This is a genomic window from Candidatus Gastranaerophilales bacterium (assembly GCA_028696075.1).
In the GTDB taxonomy this organism is placed as follows: Bacteria; Cyanobacteriota; Vampirovibrionia; order Gastranaerophilales; family JAILCC01; genus JAQVHS01.
This window is the reverse complement of record JAQVHS010000002.1, coordinates 212,238-227,169: the sequence shown is the minus strand read 5'-3', so window position 1 is coordinate 227,169 and position 14,932 is coordinate 212,238. Positions and strand designations below refer to the sequence as shown.

General features: G+C 36.0%; 21 protein-coding genes and 1 tRNA gene. 11 read left to right on the top strand and 11 right to left on the bottom strand.

Annotated elements, in window-relative coordinates; all coding sequences use genetic code 11:
* Positions 1 to 135: 135 nt before the first annotated feature.
* Positions 136 to 465, bottom strand: coding sequence for a dsDNA nuclease domain-containing protein (locus PHX18_02585; GenBank protein MDD3593493.1), 330 nt, complete (start codon positions 463 to 465; stop codon positions 136 to 138).
* A 394-nt stretch (positions 466 to 859) separates the two neighbouring features.
* Positions 860 to 1,210, bottom strand: coding sequence for a DUF488 domain-containing protein (locus PHX18_02580; GenBank protein ID MDD3593492.1), 351 nt, complete (start codon positions 1,208 to 1,210; stop codon positions 860 to 862).
* 93 nt (positions 1,211 to 1,303) lie between these two features.
* On the opposite strand from PHX18_02580, the gene PHX18_02575 reads away from it, so the two are divergent.
* From PHX18_02575 to dps, 3 genes are all read left to right on the top strand, one after another.
* Positions 1,304 to 1,981, top strand: a complete 678-nt coding sequence (locus tag PHX18_02575; GenBank protein ID MDD3593491.1) for an HD domain-containing protein — start codon at positions 1,304 to 1,306, stop codon at positions 1,979 to 1,981.
* Positions 1,982 to 2,054: 73 nt separating this feature from the next.
* Positions 2,055 to 2,183, top strand: coding sequence for a hypothetical protein (locus PHX18_02570; protein ID MDD3593490.1), 129 nt, complete (start codon positions 2,055 to 2,057; stop codon positions 2,181 to 2,183).
* Positions 2,184 to 2,269: 86 nt separating this feature from the next.
* A complete protein-coding gene (gene dps / locus PHX18_02565; protein ID MDD3593489.1) occupies positions 2,270 to 2,818 on the top strand; it encodes a DNA protection during starvation protein in 549 nt (182 codons plus the stop codon).
* 4 nt (positions 2,819 to 2,822) lie between these two features.
* On the opposite strand, the gene PHX18_02560 is transcribed toward dps, so the two are convergent.
* Positions 2,823 to 3,443, bottom strand: coding sequence for a DedA family protein (locus tag PHX18_02560; GenBank protein ID MDD3593488.1), 621 nt, complete (start codon positions 3,441 to 3,443; stop codon positions 2,823 to 2,825).
* 175 nt (positions 3,444 to 3,618) lie between these two features.
* On the opposite strand from PHX18_02560, the gene PHX18_02555 reads away from it, so the two are divergent.
* A complete protein-coding gene (locus PHX18_02555; protein ID MDD3593487.1) occupies positions 3,619 to 3,750 on the top strand; it encodes a hypothetical protein in 132 nt (43 codons plus the stop codon).
* Between the two features lie 51 nt (positions 3,751 to 3,801).
* Positions 3,802 to 3,957 carry a hypothetical protein gene (locus PHX18_02550; GenBank protein MDD3593486.1) on the top strand — a complete coding sequence of 52 codons (156 nt, stop codon included), beginning with the start codon at positions 3,802 to 3,804 and terminating at the stop codon, positions 3,955 to 3,957.
* A gap of 41 nt (positions 3,958 to 3,998) precedes the next feature.
* Here PHX18_02550 and PHX18_02545 read toward each other — a convergent pair whose 3' ends face one another.
* From PHX18_02545 to hcp, 4 genes are all read right to left on the bottom strand, one after another.
* Positions 3,999 to 4,187, bottom strand: coding sequence for a hypothetical protein (locus tag PHX18_02545; GenBank protein ID MDD3593485.1), 189 nt, complete (start codon positions 4,185 to 4,187; stop codon positions 3,999 to 4,001).
* The gene (locus tag PHX18_02540; GenBank protein ID MDD3593484.1) at positions 4,177 to 4,650 is read right to left on the bottom strand and encodes a DUF2085 domain-containing protein; all 474 of its coding nucleotides are present in this window, start codon (positions 4,648 to 4,650) and stop codon (positions 4,177 to 4,179) included. Before PHX18_02540 ends, PHX18_02545 begins: the two co-directional genes overlap by 11 nt.
* Before the next feature lie 92 nt (positions 4,651 to 4,742).
* Positions 4,743 to 5,057 carry a cupin domain-containing protein gene (locus tag PHX18_02535; protein MDD3593483.1) on the bottom strand — a complete coding sequence of 105 codons (315 nt, stop codon included), beginning with the start codon at positions 5,055 to 5,057 and terminating at the stop codon, positions 4,743 to 4,745.
* A gap of 47 nt (positions 5,058 to 5,104) precedes the next feature.
* Complete coding sequence (gene hcp, locus PHX18_02530; protein MDD3593482.1) at positions 5,105 to 6,637, bottom strand: hydroxylamine reductase; 1,533 nt, start codon at positions 6,635 to 6,637, stop codon at positions 5,105 to 5,107.
* A gap of 92 nt (positions 6,638 to 6,729) precedes the next feature.
* On the opposite strand from hcp, the gene PHX18_02525 reads away from it, so the two are divergent.
* The 5 genes from PHX18_02525 (at position 6,730) to PHX18_02505 (ending at position 10,368) form a co-directional block, all read left to right on the top strand.
* Positions 6,730 to 7,359 (top strand): Crp/Fnr family transcriptional regulator, encoded by a 630-nt coding sequence (locus PHX18_02525; protein MDD3593481.1) that lies wholly within the window; start codon positions 6,730 to 6,732, stop codon positions 7,357 to 7,359.
* A 114-nt stretch (positions 7,360 to 7,473) separates the two neighbouring features.
* Positions 7,474 to 8,475, top strand: a complete 1,002-nt coding sequence (locus tag PHX18_02520; GenBank protein ID MDD3593480.1) for an ATP-binding protein — start codon at positions 7,474 to 7,476, stop codon at positions 8,473 to 8,475.
* 69 nt (positions 8,476 to 8,544) lie between these two features.
* On the top strand, positions 8,545 to 9,006 hold the full coding sequence (locus PHX18_02515; GenBank protein MDD3593479.1) for a Fur family transcriptional regulator: 462 nt from the start codon (positions 8,545 to 8,547) through the stop codon (positions 9,004 to 9,006).
* A complete protein-coding gene (locus PHX18_02510) occupies positions 8,978 to 9,523 on the top strand; it encodes a ferritin family protein (protein MDD3593478.1) in 546 nt (181 codons plus the stop codon). Before PHX18_02515 ends, PHX18_02510 begins: the two co-directional genes overlap by 29 nt.
* A gap of 146 nt (positions 9,524 to 9,669) precedes the next feature.
* On the top strand, positions 9,670 to 10,368 hold the full coding sequence (locus PHX18_02505; GenBank protein MDD3593477.1) for a type 1 glutamine amidotransferase domain-containing protein: 699 nt from the start codon (positions 9,670 to 9,672) through the stop codon (positions 10,366 to 10,368).
* Here PHX18_02505 and PHX18_02500 read toward each other — a convergent pair.
* Genes PHX18_02500 through PHX18_02490 form a run of 3 tightly spaced genes read right to left on the bottom strand, consistent with a single transcriptional unit; the run spans position 10,360 to position 12,453 of the window.
* Positions 10,360 to 10,824, bottom strand: coding sequence for a methylated-DNA--[protein]-cysteine S-methyltransferase (locus tag PHX18_02500; GenBank protein ID MDD3593476.1), 465 nt, complete (start codon positions 10,822 to 10,824; stop codon positions 10,360 to 10,362). The two genes, PHX18_02505 and PHX18_02500, sit on opposite strands and share 9 nt — an antisense overlap.
* Positions 10,825 to 10,827: 3 nt before the next feature.
* Positions 10,828 to 11,427, bottom strand: a complete 600-nt coding sequence (locus tag PHX18_02495) for a uracil-DNA glycosylase (protein MDD3593475.1) — start codon at positions 11,425 to 11,427, stop codon at positions 10,828 to 10,830.
* A 6-nt stretch (positions 11,428 to 11,433) separates the two neighbouring features.
* Complete coding sequence (locus PHX18_02490) at positions 11,434 to 12,453, bottom strand: type II secretion system F family protein (protein MDD3593474.1); 1,020 nt, start codon at positions 12,451 to 12,453, stop codon at positions 11,434 to 11,436.
* A gap of 275 nt (positions 12,454 to 12,728) precedes the next feature.
* Here PHX18_02490 and PHX18_02485 point away from each other — a divergent pair.
* Positions 12,729 to 12,803: transfer RNA gene (locus tag PHX18_02485), tRNA-Asp, on the top strand.
* A gap of 539 nt (positions 12,804 to 13,342) precedes the next feature.
* Here PHX18_02485 and gpmI read toward each other — a convergent pair.
* A complete protein-coding gene (gene gpmI, locus PHX18_02480) occupies positions 13,343 to 14,863 on the bottom strand; it encodes a 2,3-bisphosphoglycerate-independent phosphoglycerate mutase (protein MDD3593473.1) in 1,521 nt (506 codons plus the stop codon).
* Between the last annotated feature and the right edge of the window lie 69 nt (positions 14,864 to 14,932).

The following is a 14,932-nucleotide window of genomic DNA, read 5'->3' as shown; positions in this document are numbered from 1 at the left end:
CTGAAATAATGGTGGAGAATTACAGGCAAGAATACAATCACATAAGACCTCATAGCTCTTTGAACTATCAGCCACCTGCCCCTAAAATACTAACTTCTAACTTGGTACAAAAATTGGGGGCTTGACAACGTTCAATTAATTCTTGAATAGGTGAACTTGAATACGATAAGAATACGCAACTAGCACTGTTGCTAGTTGCGATTTTTTTATGAAATTTTTCATTATTCCATCACTACATAATGTCACAATTGTCCAATTTTTTTGATATTTTTTTATTTGAAAATATTGCAGTTTTTTGTCCGTTTGAACAACAAACTCAAAGCCGTCATTGATTTCACCTGGCTTTTCAAAATAAATCGATGAATTATCAGGATAATTTAATAACATATTGCAAAGAACATTTGTAGTCCAATATGTTTCGTAATTATTCCCTGATTTATCTGCTGAACCACCCTTTAATGACAAAATACTATCTCCTTTTTTTATAATTATATCCTAAATATTATCTGATAATTCCCTGTTCAATAATTTAGGGAATTTGGCTAAAAAGGCTCGTCAAGCCTGTACTAAATCAGCTACAATTATATGTATTCCTTGTAAAAGTTGAAAAATTCCCGGTAAAATGGCAGTTATCAGGGAAACTCTTTCAAATAAATACAACATGAGTGAAGGAATAAAATCCTTGCCCGAAGAGAGTTTGGCTGGTAAAACTATGCTCTCCATTTTGCTTTAATTTATCATCTTTTACGTCATCCTAAACGACAAAAGAAATTTTTGATTGCATAGTTTGACGAATGCAGATGGTTAGATTCATTTAGGCGAATTTACAATGTGCCTGTACCTCTGCATATATCAATGTTCAACTATTTTTTATAACATTTTCAAGGATAACTGCATGATTAATTTTAGGGTCTTTCGCTGCATAAACCAAAGTCACATTTTCATTCTTTAGCATATCTTTAATTTGTTCAATGGTTGTTTTGCTGTATTTTAATTCATTAATATAATCTTTTGAAAATTCTTGAAAGCGTTCGGGCTTATGTCCGAACCAGGTACGCAATTGCGGACTTGGTGCTATATCTTTAAACCAATAGTCCAGATGAGCGTCTTCTTTTCTTACACCTCTTGGCCATAATCTGTCAACTAAAATTCTAATGCCATCAGAAGAAGACGGATTTTCATAAATTCTTTTTATTTGTAGTTTTTTCAATTGATTTCCTTTTTTATATTATACTTGTAAATATCCCATAAAGGGAATTGCCCGATATATTAAGATTAAAGTAAAATAAGCAAAGGCGGCTAAATGACAACTAACTGCATAAACGAAAACGAACAGATTTTTATAGGGAAAACAGCAGAGTTTGTTAAAAATAAACTCTGCGGCGAAGCTACCGGGCATGATTGGTGGCACGCATATCGAGTTTGGCAAAATGCAAAACACATCCTTAAATCAGAAGAATCTGCCGATGTTCTAACCGTAGAGCTTGCTGCTCTTTTGCATGATATTTCAGACTGGAAATTCAACAACGGCGATGATTCTGTAGGACCAAAAATCGCAAAAGATTTTTTGATGTCTATATCGGTTGATGAGAAAACAGCACAACATGTGAGTGATATTATTGCAACACTATCGTTTAAAGGTGCAAATGTCAAAACTCCCATGAAAACAATAGAGGGTGAAATTGTCCAAGATTCAGACAGGCTTGATGCAATAGGGGCTATCGGCATAGCAAGGTCTTTTGCATACGGAGCTTTTGCAGAGCAAGAAATGTACAATCCCGAGATAAAACCCAACCTGCACAGCAGCTACGAGGAATACAAAAATGCAAAAGGTACTACCGTCAACCATTTTTATGAAAAATTGCTTTTGCTCTCGGAACGAATGAATACACAAAGCGCCAAAAACATTGCCCAAAAAAGACACGAATTTATGCAAAACTATCTTGAAGAGTTCTTCAATGAGTGGAACGGCAAATCATAAATTTTTTAAAAAAATTAATTGTATCCGGTAGCAAAAAATTTTTCAGCGGTTATTATATAACCGAGGAAATAGAATGAAAGTTACCAATACAGGCAATCAATATAACAAAAATATCAATTTCGGATGGATGATAAAAAACCACAGGGAAAACCTACCTGAATTGATTTATAAGGACGCCGCTTTGCTTTCAAAAGAAAGTTAATACCTTAGCGCTTATAATCATTTAGCGAATGAAAATTTTCTAAAACCCGTTTAATATACTCTATGCAATTAAACAGGGAGAATATTATGTCTAAAACCTCTATAGAAATAATTAAAAAGGCAGGCATCGACGTTGATAATCTGGTACAGCTGCTTGTAAAAAATGCGGCGGCAGAATTAACAACGTACTATTACTATACAATCTTAAGAGCAAACCTTACGGGAGTTGAAGCCGAAAGTTTAAAAGAAATTACAGAGACCGCAAGGCTTGAAGACAAAAACCACTTTGAGGCGCTGGTACCCAGAATTTATGAGCTTGGCGGCAAACTGCCTGATTCAATGGTTGAATTTCATAATATTTCAGCCTGCCCGCCTGCTTCGCTGCCTGAAAACCCAAATACCGAATCCATTCTTAAGGTACTGCTGGAAGCAGAGATATGCGCTGTTTATAACTATAATCATATTTGTAATCTTACAGCAGGAAAAGACCATCGTACTTATGATTTATCTCAGGCAATCCTGAACGAAGAATTGGAGCATGAAGCGTGGTTTTCTGAAATGACAGGGGAAGGACCTTCCGGGCATTTTATGCGCATAGGCGAAACATCACCGTTTGTATCGAAATTTTTAAAGTAATTTTTTATGATTCTTTTAAGTGTTTAATGTGGTGATACAAATATATTCCAAAAATAATGGCGCATATCAAAACAATCAAAATATCAAACTGGTGCCATATAGCCTTGAAAGCCTCAATATTTTCACCAAACTTAATCCCGACATAAACAAGGAAATAACTCCAAATCAAAGAACCTAAAAACGTATAGAAAAGGAAAAGCGGAAGATTTACCTTCAAAATCCCTGCGGGCAAAGAAATAAATGTCCTTACCACAGGCAGCATTCTGCAAATGAAAAAAGCCATTTCTCCCCATTTTTCAGCCCATTTATCGGCTGTTTCAATATCTTTTTTGCTTATTAAAAACCATTTGCCATGTTTCTCAATAAAAGGTCTTCCACCAAAATACCCCAAATAATACGAAGGAATAGAACCTACAACACAGCCTATAGCACCCGCAAATGCCGCCATATGGATGCTCATAACGCCTTTTGAAACCAAGTATCCGGCAAAAGGTAAAATAGCCTCACTCGGAAGAGGGATGTTACAAGACTCAATTGCCATCAATAGCACTATACCAAGCGGTCCCATCTGTGTAATAACTTCTTCTATCCAAGCAATAATTGGAATTAATATTGTATCAAGCATATATCGTACTCTCTCACTAAGCTATTCCAGGTAATCATAACCCAAATATAATAATATTGAAAGCCTGATAACCTGTTCTTTTCTAAACTTTAAAGAGCGCCATTTCAAAAGAGCTTAAGACTATTGTTTATTTACTTTAACATACACGTCAGAAACGGTATATGCAGTTTTTGTTATGCCTGCAGGTACCTGTGCATCATCACCTTTCATCAACAGAAATAAGGGACAAATTAAAACGCTTAATACTACCGAAATTACCATTTTATCTTCAGGTTTGGCTTATATAGATGATGAAAGAGGAACATAAGTTCCATCTATAGCTCTGGTATGAAAATCAGTTATTGTAACAGTACCCGATTTGCCAATCATTCCTTTAGAACTCGAAAATTCAATTGTTGCAGCTACATTAGACCCTGCAGAAATTACTACGTATCCTTCCGGTGATTTTACATCCGATAACACCGAAAAATCAACTGTTGTTCCATCAACAACATCTTTGGTTGTAATGGTTTGATTATTTCTAATCAGAATCGGGGTATGACCGGGAAGTTTTACCTATCCTGATGTTGCAGAAGATAACTTCATAGAAGGATAAGTATAAGATGCAGTAATATTTTCAGTGTTTTTTAAGAAATCATATAAATTCTGATTACTTGTTTTTGGGGCTTCTGCAGATATAGGCGCCGCCAGTAAAGATAAAAACGAAACAACTAAGAAACTTGAAATAAACTTTTTAACTTGCATTCTTCCACTCCTTTTTATACTCAAATAAATAATTAACAACGGCAATAAATAAAAAGCCCATTATTATCCCGACTAAAAATCTTATACTGTTGCCTGTATTTATTTTTAACATAAAATTTAGAACTATGTCTATAGCCGCAACCACAAACATAATATAAAACGAACGAACATTGAGATGAAAGTTCTTCCATAATGAAAGAAAAGCGGATAGTACAACGCCTATATAAAAACCATAACATCTGCAACATAACGCTAAAGGATAGCCTAATATCCAAAAAGATCTGTCAGGCTGCTGATGACAGGCACTCATATATAATCCGGTTAAAAACGCGGAATAATCATATAACTTCAAATAAGCAAAAACGGGGGATAGAGTACTTCCTGCCACAAAAAACAGACTATAAAAAATAAAAAACAAAATAATAATACTCTTGATAATATTTTTCATTGCTTCTATTACCATTCTCACGTTTGCTTTTATTGAGAAATTATACAACTATTATGCTTATACTGCAAAGTAGAATTTTTATGTTGTTTATCCTCTAAGATAATACTTTATACCTTAAAAAGCGCCATTTTAAAAGGGCTTAAAGCTAAAAGCTCATGCGGTTCATGTTTTGGCATCAGGATTATTTCGCCTTCTTTTAAAATAAACTCTTCGCCTGAAATAACTATCCTGACATCGCCTTCCACTACCTGAACAACAGCATCTACAGGTGCAGTATGAGCAGCGATAGACTGCCCTGCATCAAATGCAAATAATGTTAAAGAACTATTAGAGTTTGTCGTAATTGTTTTACTTACAATTGAATTTTTCTGAACTTCAATTGATGTTTTAAGGTTGATAATTTGTTTTGCAAAATTTGTCATAATACATCTCCTTTCTTAAGAGAAAGGGGGGAATAAGTCCCCCCGCATTAACCTAGGATAGCTTTCAAGTCTTCGTGGGGAGTTGAAATAGGTTTAATTTTAAACTTTTCTACAAGAATATTTAAAACATTCGGCGATACAAACGCAGGAAGCGTAGGTCCAAGCCTTATATCTTCAATACCCAAATAAAGCAATGTAAGCAAGATACAAACAGCCTTTTGCTCATACCATGACAATACAAGCGATAACGGCAGCTCATTCACGCCGCAATTGAATGCTTTTGCGAGTTCAACTGCAACTTTAATTGCACTGTAAGCATCGTTGCATTGTCCCATATCAAGCAGCCTTGGTATCCCGCCGATATCACCTAAATCAAGGTCGTTAAACCTGAACTTACCGCAAGCTAAAGTCAATACAAAAGTATCCGCCGGCGTTTGTTTTACGAAATCGGTGTAGTAATTTCTGCCCGGTTTTGCGCCGTCGCAGCCGCCGACCAGGAATATATGTTTCAATGCACCTGCTTTAACTGCATCTATTACTTTATCGGCAACCGATAGTACGGTATTGTGTCCAAACCCTACAGTCAATACATCTCCACCATTGATACCGGTCATTTTTTTATCTTCGCTGTATCCGCCAAGCTCAAGCGCCTTATTAATAACAGCGCTAAAGTCCCTATCAGCACCTATATGGGTACATTGCGGATACTGAACAACAGAAGTGGTAAATACCCTGTCTTTATAACTGTCTCTTACGGGCATTATGCAGTTAGTCGTAAACAAAATTGCCGCAGGAAGGTTATCAAATTCTTTCTGCTGATTTTGCCAGGCAGTACCGAAATTACCCTTTAGGTGAGAATATTTTTTCAACTCAGGATAAGCATGGCAAGGGAGCATTTCACCATGGGTATAGATATTTACACCCTTGTCCTTTGACTGCTCAAGCAAAAGTGCCAAATCATGCAAATCATGCCCTGTTACAACTATAAAAGGTCCTTTTTCAATATTAGTCGTAACTTTTGTCGGAACCGGATTACCGTAAGTTTCCGTGTTTGCTTTATCCAAAAGTTCCATACATTCAAGATTGATTTTACCTGTCTTTAAAACAAGACCTAACAATGCTTCTATGCTTAAATCTTTGGAAATTGACCTTAAAGCTTCGTAGAAGAAATCATCCACGCTATCGCTTTTATATCCCAAAATTCTTGCATGATGAGCATATGCAGCAATACCTTTCAGCCCAAACAGAATAAGCGATTTAAGGCTTCTGACATCTTCACTGCAATCCCATACCGATTGAATATCAAATTCTTTATAGCCGAACTTTTCAATATTTTTGTTTGTTAGTTCCTGTATTGATTGTCCGTCAAAATTTACGTTTGTAATTGTAGTAAATAATCCGTCAATCAATATCTCCGTATTTTCTTCAGATTTATCAGCTACATTAGCAAGCTTAATCAATGAGCTTGTAAGCTCGTCCTGCAAGTTTGCAACTTCTGCAGATTTGCCGCAAACACCGCCTTTCGTACATCCTGTAGAACCTGCCGTCTGTTCGCATTGAAAACAAAACATTTTATCCATCTTTTAACGTCTCCTTATCTTTTCATATCCATTATAAGTTGCTATAATAAGAAAGTCTGTTGCACATGCAACCAATTTTGAAAGATAATTGAATGAATATTTTTGACGGCATAGATGAAAAAGACTTTGAGGCACTTACCTGCTGTATTCAGGCTGTAAAAAAAGCATACAAAAAAGATGAAATTATTTTTAATGCAGGTGATAAAATAACCTCAGTCTGCTATGTTGCAGAAGGCAAAGTACAGCTTGTAAAAGACGGTTATGACGGAAATAAAATAATTATTACCAATACCGTAAAAGGTGAAACTTTCGCTGAGGCATTTATTTTTGCAGAAAAAGAAAAAAGCAGTATTTGTGCTATTGCAATGGAAGATACACAAATTTTGTTTCTTAACTGCAAAAAAATATTATCAATTTGTTCAAACTCTTGCAGGTTTCATAAGACGCTTCTTGAAAATATTGTCAAAATCATTGCGACCAGAAATATTTTGCTGCAAGAGCGCATAGAGCTTCTTTCAAAGAAAACTTTGAGGGATCGGATTTTATATATGTTATTCAAAGAAAAAACCAAACACAAAACAAATATATTTGAAATAACCTATTCAAGGGAACAAATGGCAGAATACATAGGTGCTGACAGAAGCGCTCTTTCAAGAGAGTTATCCAAAATGAAACAGGAAAAAATCCTTGATTACCACAAAAATTCTTTCAAATTATATTAATTTGTTTCGGCTATTAAATTATCTTTGTAAAAATATGTAAATTATTTAATTTTTAGGTCAAATTTTTATATTCACCTCTTTAGAATTAATATACTAGTAAATATCAGGTTGAAAATGAATATTCTCTCTGTTAATTCCGTATCATGCAACAGGATAATAAAATTACATAGCGGCGAAAAAACAAATAAAACTTTATATAATTCGCTTGATAAAGATGTTTTTGTAAAAAATACTTTGAACAATAATATATCTTTTAACGGTATTATTCCCCAACAAGAATTGTTAAATGTAAGCAGAAGAGCTTTAAACTTCGCCAAAAAATCCAACAGCTCTGAAAAAATAGAACTTCTTGCAGAAAAATTTTTTGACAGAATTATTAAAATTTTAAACAAAACTACTGCTAATTCGCCTGAAGAACAAAACTTACTGAGAATATTCAGGCATGAACTGGTAAATAGCACCTATTCTAGATTAATGATAGGTACTAACACCATGTTCAGAAGTGAAATGGCACATTTAAATAATTTACAATATTTAATGTATCAAAAAGGGCAATTTGGCGATGTAGTCAAGAAAATAGTTGATATGAGCGCCCATTGGAGCAAAATAGAAAAATGGGGTGAAAACCCGTTGGAGCCTGCAACTATGGACGATTTCAAACAAGCAATTCACACCGCTATCAGTTTATTAAAAGAGAAATCTAATAATATTACCATCCTGAATGAAAATATAATAATAAATAAAAAAGTAAAAAAGCCTTTTGATACATACAATAAAGTATCCCAAATAGTGTTAAATGCCGTAAAGTATGGCGAAAATAAACCAATTACAATTAAATACGGGCAACAACTTTTTAAAGGAAAACCTTTAAACTTCATAAGCGTTATCAACGAAGGTACGCATCCTATAGCTAATGCTGAAATCGACAAAATACTCTCAGGCACCGGCTATAGAGCAAGTCATACGAGAGATACCATAAAAGGTACGGGGCTTGGCTTTACCGAAGTAATAAAAGCCCTTAAATCAGAAGGACTGGAAGATTGGATTCCTAATCTTATAGAAAAAAACAGGTCATCAGGCGTAAAAGTAACTATACCTCTCAATATTGCTGATTAAAATAAAAACTTGCCTTAATTTAAAAAAAATGATATTCTTAATAAGAATAATTCTTAATAAGGGTATAGTTTGGAAAAGAAAATTTTACAATTAAAAAAAGCATGCAAAGAAAATTCTTTAAGATATACTACCCAAAGAGAAAAAATTTTCCTTGCGGTTGCAAATTCTTGTTCACATCCTGATGTGGAGCAGGTATTTAATACCGTAAAGCAAGAAGTGGGGGATATATCCATGGATACGATTTACAGAAATCTTCAAACGCTTGAAAATCTGAAATTAATTTTCAGGGTAGACCATCAAATCCCAAAAGCAAGATTTGATGCCGACATGACCAACCATTGTCATTTTATATGTACCAAGTGCGGTGAAATCTATGATATTTTTTATAAAGAAAAGACTTCTATCCCCGAAAATGCAAAAGAATTCGGAGCAATTAAACACGTTAATTTACAGGTAAAAGGGATATGCAACAAATGCATATCAGAGATGAAAAAGGAGAAAAATGATGGAACTAAAAGGCAGCAAAACTGAAAAAAATCTTATGGAAGCATTTGCAGGTGAATCACAAGCAAGAAATAAGTACACTTATTTCGCTTCACAAGCCAGAAATGAAGGCTATGTACAAATTTCCAAGATATTTGAAGAAACTGCAAACAATGAAAAAGAACACGCAAAAATATGGTTTAAGCTTTTACACGGCGGGAAAGTAGGAGAAAATACTCTTGAAAACCTTAAAGATGCAGCAGAAGGCGAAAATTACGAGTGGACAAGCATGTATGCTAATTTTGCGAAAGAGGCCAAGGAAGAAGGCTTTAGTGATATAGCTGTTTTATTTGAAAAAGTAGCTGCAATCGAAAAAACTCATGAGGAAAGATACCAAAAGCTCTATGATAACATAACAGCAGGCAAAGTATTTGAAAAAGATGCAGTTGTTGTTTGGGAATGCTTAAATTGCGGATTTAAAATCGAAAATGAAAAAGCGCTGGAAAAATGTCCTGTATGTGCGCACCCAAAAGCATTTTTTGCCCTTACAGCAACAAATTACTAATACTTCCACTTACATTCCTAGGGGAACAATCGTTCCCTATTTTTTTTGTTTTTCAATATATCACCCCTTCACTTCTTATCCGCCTTTTTCCCTCTATTATGTCCGATTGGGTAATAAAATTTTGACGTCTTCGTTTTAATCTGATAATGAAGTTAACAGAGAGAAAGCTTATGGATTTATCAAAAAATATTTTAATAGTAGTATCAAACGTTTCAGAACTTGCAGCAAATCACCCCACGGGCATATGGCTCGAAGAATTTGCCGTTCCGTACCTTGGCTTTAAAAAAGCTGATTATGACGTTACCGTTGCAAGTCCTGAAGGCGGGTTAGCACCTATAGATGAGGCAAGTATTGCGGAAAATACGCCTGAAGAGTGGAAGGAGTTAAAAGAAATACTTGAAAACACAAAAAAACTTGATGAAGTAGATTATGAAAATTTTGCCGTTATATTTATACCGGGCGGACACGGACCTTTGATAGACTTAGCCAATAACAATAAACTGGCGGAAATCGTAAACCATTTTTATATAAATAACAAGATAATAAGTGCAATTTGCCATGGGATAGCAGGACTGCTCGGAGCTAAAAAAACAAACGGAGATGCGTTTGTAAAAGGGAAAAAATTAACCGCACTAACCAATGAAGAAGAAAAATTAAGCAAAAAACATGATATAGTGCCGTTTTTGCTTGAAGACAGGCTGAAAGAACTTGGCGCAAATTTTGAAACAGCAAACCCATGGACATCTCATGTGATAATAGATGACAACCTGATAACAGGACAAAACCCGCAATCAAGCGAGCTTTTAACAGAAAGCATACTAATAACGCTTGAGGAATTAGAGTGATTTTTCAATATCTAACAGGCGTTGCTTTAACTCTAAACCAAAAGCAAAACCGACAAGAGCCCCGTTTGAACCTATAACACGGTGGCAAGGAATTATTAGAGGGATGGGATTTTTATTATTAGCACTACCCACTGCACGGGCAGCCTTTTCGTTGCCTGTTTTTGCTGCCAATTCTTTATAAGTAACGGTACTGCCATAAGGAATAGCCCTAAGTGCTTTCCACACCTTGTTTTGAAATTCACTGCCCTTTGGTTTTAACGGCAGGTCAAACGTTTTTCTTTCTTTGTTAAAATATTCCGTTAACTGGCAAGCCGCTCTTTTTAAAACCTCGGTTTCTCTTATATTGCACCCAAAGGTATCAATATTGTCCTCCATAAACAGATTGGTTATAAATCCGTGTTCTTCTGCTATAGCAACTTTGCCTATAGGAGTTGAATAATAAAATAACTTCTTCATAAACTAAACCTTTACTTTTTCTAAATTATCGTAAGCTTTTTTAACTGCCTGAATGTCCTGCCACATAAGCCACTTGGGGCTGCCTTTTTCTCTTGAATCATTGCGAAGCAAATAAGACGGGTGGAAAATAGGAATCATCTTAGAGCCATAAGGTCCGTCAAAACATTGCCCCCGAAGTTTTGTAATGCCTGTGGTTGTATTAAGCATTGATTCAAGCGCAACTTTGCCGCAAATCAGTATAATCTGAGGCTTTAAAATTTCAATCTGAGCATCAAGATATTCTCTGCAAGCCGCTTTTTCATCAGGAAGCGGATTCCTGTTATCAGGCGGACGACACTTGATGGTATTGCAGATATAAACGTTTTCTTTTCTTGATAACCCGACGGATTCAAAGATTTTATCCAAAAGCTGACCGGCTTTGCCCACAAAAGGCAACCCCTGCTTATCCTCATAAAATCCCGGGGCTTCGCCTATGAGCATTAATTTATGGTTTGGTTTGCCGTCAGAAAAAACCGTATTTGTGCGTGTTTGACTTAATGCACACTTTTGGCAGTTTTCGCATTTATGTTTAACTTCTTGTAATTGTTTTGTTATATTATTCATAATCACCTACATTGCCGATGTAAAAGCATTATTCATGCGGATATAAAGAGATGCGCTTATTTTCGCTATTACAATACCGATAAGCAATATGATCAGAGGCTCTAATGTCTTAGTCAGTACATTGATGTACGTATCCACCTGTGTATCTATATCCGCAATTATGGTATCAAAAGTTTTGTGCAATTCCCCTGTTTCTTCCCCTGCCGCAATCAAAGAGATATATTCAGAGGGGATAACATCTATATTAATAAACGCTTGCGTAAGAGTGGAGCCGTTTAAGATATAACCGGACAACTTATTCAACTGCCCTTTCATCTCCGGCTGTTCCATCGTTGAAGCAGCCAACTCACAAGCTGTTACCATCGAGGCTCCGGCTTCATAAGATGTAGAAAAAACAAGGAAAAATTCTGCCCAATAAAGCAACGCTGCTAACCTTCTGGCTTTAGGGACAAAAGCTAATATTATGTTAATAAATAATTTACCTATAGCTTTACCGGGGTTAGCAAGAAACAAAAAAGCAAAGTCCAGGAAGGCAATTATCAGCCCTGTTTTAATAGCCGCCAGTATAGCCATATGAGCCGTATCCACAGCCTCTTTTGCAAGTATCTTTTCCATAAAAGGAATAACAAAGAAATTATAGAGACAAACAGAGAGTATCAGCATGTTAACTATAACCGCAGGATAAGTCAAAGCTGATGTTACTTTGGATTGAAAATCAATTTTTCTTTTTAAGAGATGTAAAATCCTTGATAATACAGCTTCAAGCTTTCCTACACTTTCGCCGGAAATTAGCAGAGTAGAATAAATATTGCCGAATATCGGTTTAAATTTTTCAAAAACCTGGATTAAAGTAGTACCTGATGATATTTCATTAACTATAAGTTTGGAAATAGTTCTTAAATAAGAAGAAGATGACCTTTTAGCAATAAAATTCAAGGCAGTTAAAATAGGAACTTGTGATTTGACATATGAATACAAGAGATTAAAAAATTCATACTTTTCTTTAGTATTTAACTCTCTGTACACATTACACTCCTTTATACAGGCTTGAATAAAAAAATTATAATTCATTAAACATTTTTTTACCATAAAAGTAATATTAATCTTTGTGCTTGAAAAAAAAAAATCAGCAAATTATAATAAGAGGCGAGGAACACCCCATAAGTAGGGGTTCTGAGTTTTAATAGATATAGCACATGGGGGCGTAGCTCAGTTTCCCCGTAAGGCGGAGCCTTACAAAGGTTTAGATTTTAGCTCTAACCAAACTGAGTTTTGATAATAAAATAATAGATATAGCACATGGGGGCGTAGCTCAGTTTGGTTAGAGCGCTTGCCTGTCACGCAAGAGGTCGCGAGTTCGAGCCTCGTCGTCCCCGATTTATCTATATCTATGGGTTTCAAGAGTTAACAAGAGTTGACTCTTTTTTTATTGCCTTTTTCGGATAACAATCAGATGTACGTCAGTCTGCTCTCACTACGCATTTGTTAGCAAACAAGTTTGCTACAACTGCGGTTTACTGTTCTTTTGCTGCGCAAAAGCCAGCACCCGTCAAACTACGGCTCATTCTTCGCCTTGTTTGTCGTGCGACCCCTCGTCGTCCCCGATTTATCTATATCTATGGGTTTCAAGAGTTAACAAGAGTTGACTCTTTTTTTATTGCTTTTTTCGCACAACAATCCGATGTACGTCAGCCTGCTCTCACTACGCATTTGTTAGCAAACAAGTTTGCTACAACTGCGGTTTACTGTTCTTTTGCTTCGCAAAAGCCAGCACCCGTCAAACTACGGCTCATTCTTCGCCTTGTTCGTCGTGCGACCCCTCGTCGTCCCCGATTTATCTATATCTATGGGTTTCAAGAGTTAACAAGAGTTGACTCTTTTTTTATTGCCTTAAATATTATACTTATAATTATTTCTATCTAATCAAGGATTGACCAGTCATTTCCTCAGGCTGTTCAATACCTAATAGTTGAAGCACGGTAGGCGCCACATCACTAAGCGAACCGCCTTCTCTCAATTCAACGGGTTTATCCGCATTAATTACAAAAAACGGTACAGGGTTTGTGGTATGTGCCGTAAACGGTTTGCCCGTTGCAAAGTCAATCATTTGTTCCGCATTGCCATGGTCTGCTGTTAACAACATTGTAAAACCGTGTTTTTTAACGGCGTCGACAATTTTACCTATGCATATATCAACTGCCTCAACCGCTTTTTCAGCAGCTTCCAAAATTCCTGTATGCCCTACCATGTCAGGATTGGCAAAGTTCACTAAAATAAAAGGATACTCTTCCGATTCAATAGCACCTGTAACTTTTTCTACTACTTCAAAAGCGCTCATTTCAGGCTTTAAGTCGTAAGTAGGTACGGAAGGCGATGGAACTAAAGCCCTCGTTTCTGACGGGAACGGTTTTTCCAACCCGCCGTTAAAGAAAAATGTTACATGGGCATATTTTTCTGTTTCTGCCGTTCTAAATTGTTTTACAGCGTTTTTATCAAGTACTTCGCCAAGAATATTTACCAAAGACTGAGGCTTGAACGCTATCGGAAGCCCGAATTTTTCGTCATACTGCGTAAAACATACGTAATAAATATCTTTTAAAACCTTTTTCCGCTCAAACCCGTCAAAAGCTTCAAAGTTCAACGCTCTTGTTATTTCTCTTGCCCTGTCAGGTCTGAAGTTAAAGAATATTATGCTGTCATGGTCTTGTATTCTTGAGTTTTCAAGCGTTACAGTCGGAAGCACAAACTCATCGTTAATACCGTTTTCATAAGACTTTTTAATACCTTCATGACTGTTTGATGCCTTTTCGCCTATACCCATAGTCAAACAATCATAAGCTTTTTGTACTCTTTCCCAGCGGTTATCTCTATCCATAGCATAGTATCTGCCTATGATAGATGCAATTTGGGCATAGCCTTCATGTTTTAATTTGTTTTCTATTTCTGCCAAAAAATCAACCGCACTTTGAGGAGGGGTATCTCTGCCGTCTAAAAATGCATGTACGTATAATTTTTTAACGTTATTTTTTTTAGCTGTTTCAATAAGAGCAAACAGGTGTTTTAAAGAACTGTGAACTCCGCCTTCACTCGCCAACCCGAATAAATGAAGTGCGCTGTCATTCTTTTTTACATGGTTTATAGCCGCTAAAAACTCTTCATTTTCGTAAAAGTCGCCGTCTTTGATAGACTTGTTAATCTTCGTTAGCTCCTGATAAACAACCCTACCTGCACCGAGATTCAAGTGTCCCACTTCCGAGTTGCCCATTTGTCCCTGAGGAAGCCCCACATGTTCTCCGTCGGCATATATTTCCGTATGAGGATAATCTTGCAGTAATTTTGCATAATTTGGCAAATCTGCATTCAAAATAGCGTTGCCTTCGTAGTTTTTACCGTCGCCCCATCCGTCCATGATTGTTAAAATAACTTTGTTGTTCATCTTTTAATCCTCGTTAATTCTTCTGTTAACTTCATTAAATATCAAACACAAATGAATTGGAATAAGCAT

Excerpts from the sequence above, each read along its gene's own strand:
- PHX18_02575 (MDD3593491.1), top strand. The coding sequence starts at position 1,304 with ATGACAACTAACTGCATAAACGAAAACGAACAGATTTTTATAGGGAAA.
- PHX18_02570 (MDD3593490.1), top strand. The coding sequence starts at position 2,055 with ATGAAAGTTACCAATACAGGCAATCAATATAACAAAAATATCAATTTC.
- dps (MDD3593489.1), top strand. The coding sequence starts at position 2,270 with ATGTCTAAAACCTCTATAGAAATAATTAAAAAGGCAGGCATCGACGTT.
- PHX18_02560 (MDD3593488.1), bottom strand. The coding sequence starts at position 3,443 with ATGCTTGATACAATATTAATTCCAATTATTGCTTGGATAGAAGAAGTT.
- PHX18_02555 (MDD3593487.1), top strand. The coding sequence starts at position 3,619 with ATGCCTGCAGGTACCTGTGCATCATCACCTTTCATCAACAGAAATAAG.
- PHX18_02545 (MDD3593485.1), bottom strand. The coding sequence starts at position 4,187 with ATGCAAGTTAAAAAGTTTATTTCAAGTTTCTTAGTTGTTTCGTTTTTA.
- PHX18_02540 (MDD3593484.1), bottom strand. The coding sequence starts at position 4,650 with ATGGTAATAGAAGCAATGAAAAATATTATCAAGAGTATTATTATTTTG.
- PHX18_02535 (MDD3593483.1), bottom strand. The coding sequence starts at position 5,057 with ATGACAAATTTTGCAAAACAAATTATCAACCTTAAAACATCAATTGAA.
- hcp (MDD3593482.1), bottom strand. The coding sequence starts at position 6,637 with ATGGATAAAATGTTTTGTTTTCAATGCGAACAGACGGCAGGTTCTACA.
- PHX18_02525 (MDD3593481.1), top strand. The coding sequence starts at position 6,730 with ATGAATATTTTTGACGGCATAGATGAAAAAGACTTTGAGGCACTTACC.
- PHX18_02520 (MDD3593480.1), top strand. The coding sequence starts at position 7,474 with ATGAATATTCTCTCTGTTAATTCCGTATCATGCAACAGGATAATAAAA.
- PHX18_02510 (MDD3593478.1), top strand. The coding sequence starts at position 8,978 with ATGATGGAACTAAAAGGCAGCAAAACTGAAAAAAATCTTATGGAAGCA.
- PHX18_02505 (MDD3593477.1), top strand. The coding sequence starts at position 9,670 with ATGAAGTTAACAGAGAGAAAGCTTATGGATTTATCAAAAAATATTTTA.
- PHX18_02500 (MDD3593476.1), bottom strand. The coding sequence starts at position 10,824 with ATGAAGAAGTTATTTTATTATTCAACTCCTATAGGCAAAGTTGCTATA.
- PHX18_02495 (MDD3593475.1), bottom strand. The coding sequence starts at position 11,427 with ATGAATAATATAACAAAACAATTACAAGAAGTTAAACATAAATGCGAA.
- gpmI (MDD3593473.1), bottom strand. The coding sequence starts at position 14,863 with ATGAACAACAAAGTTATTTTAACAATCATGGACGGATGGGGCGACGGT.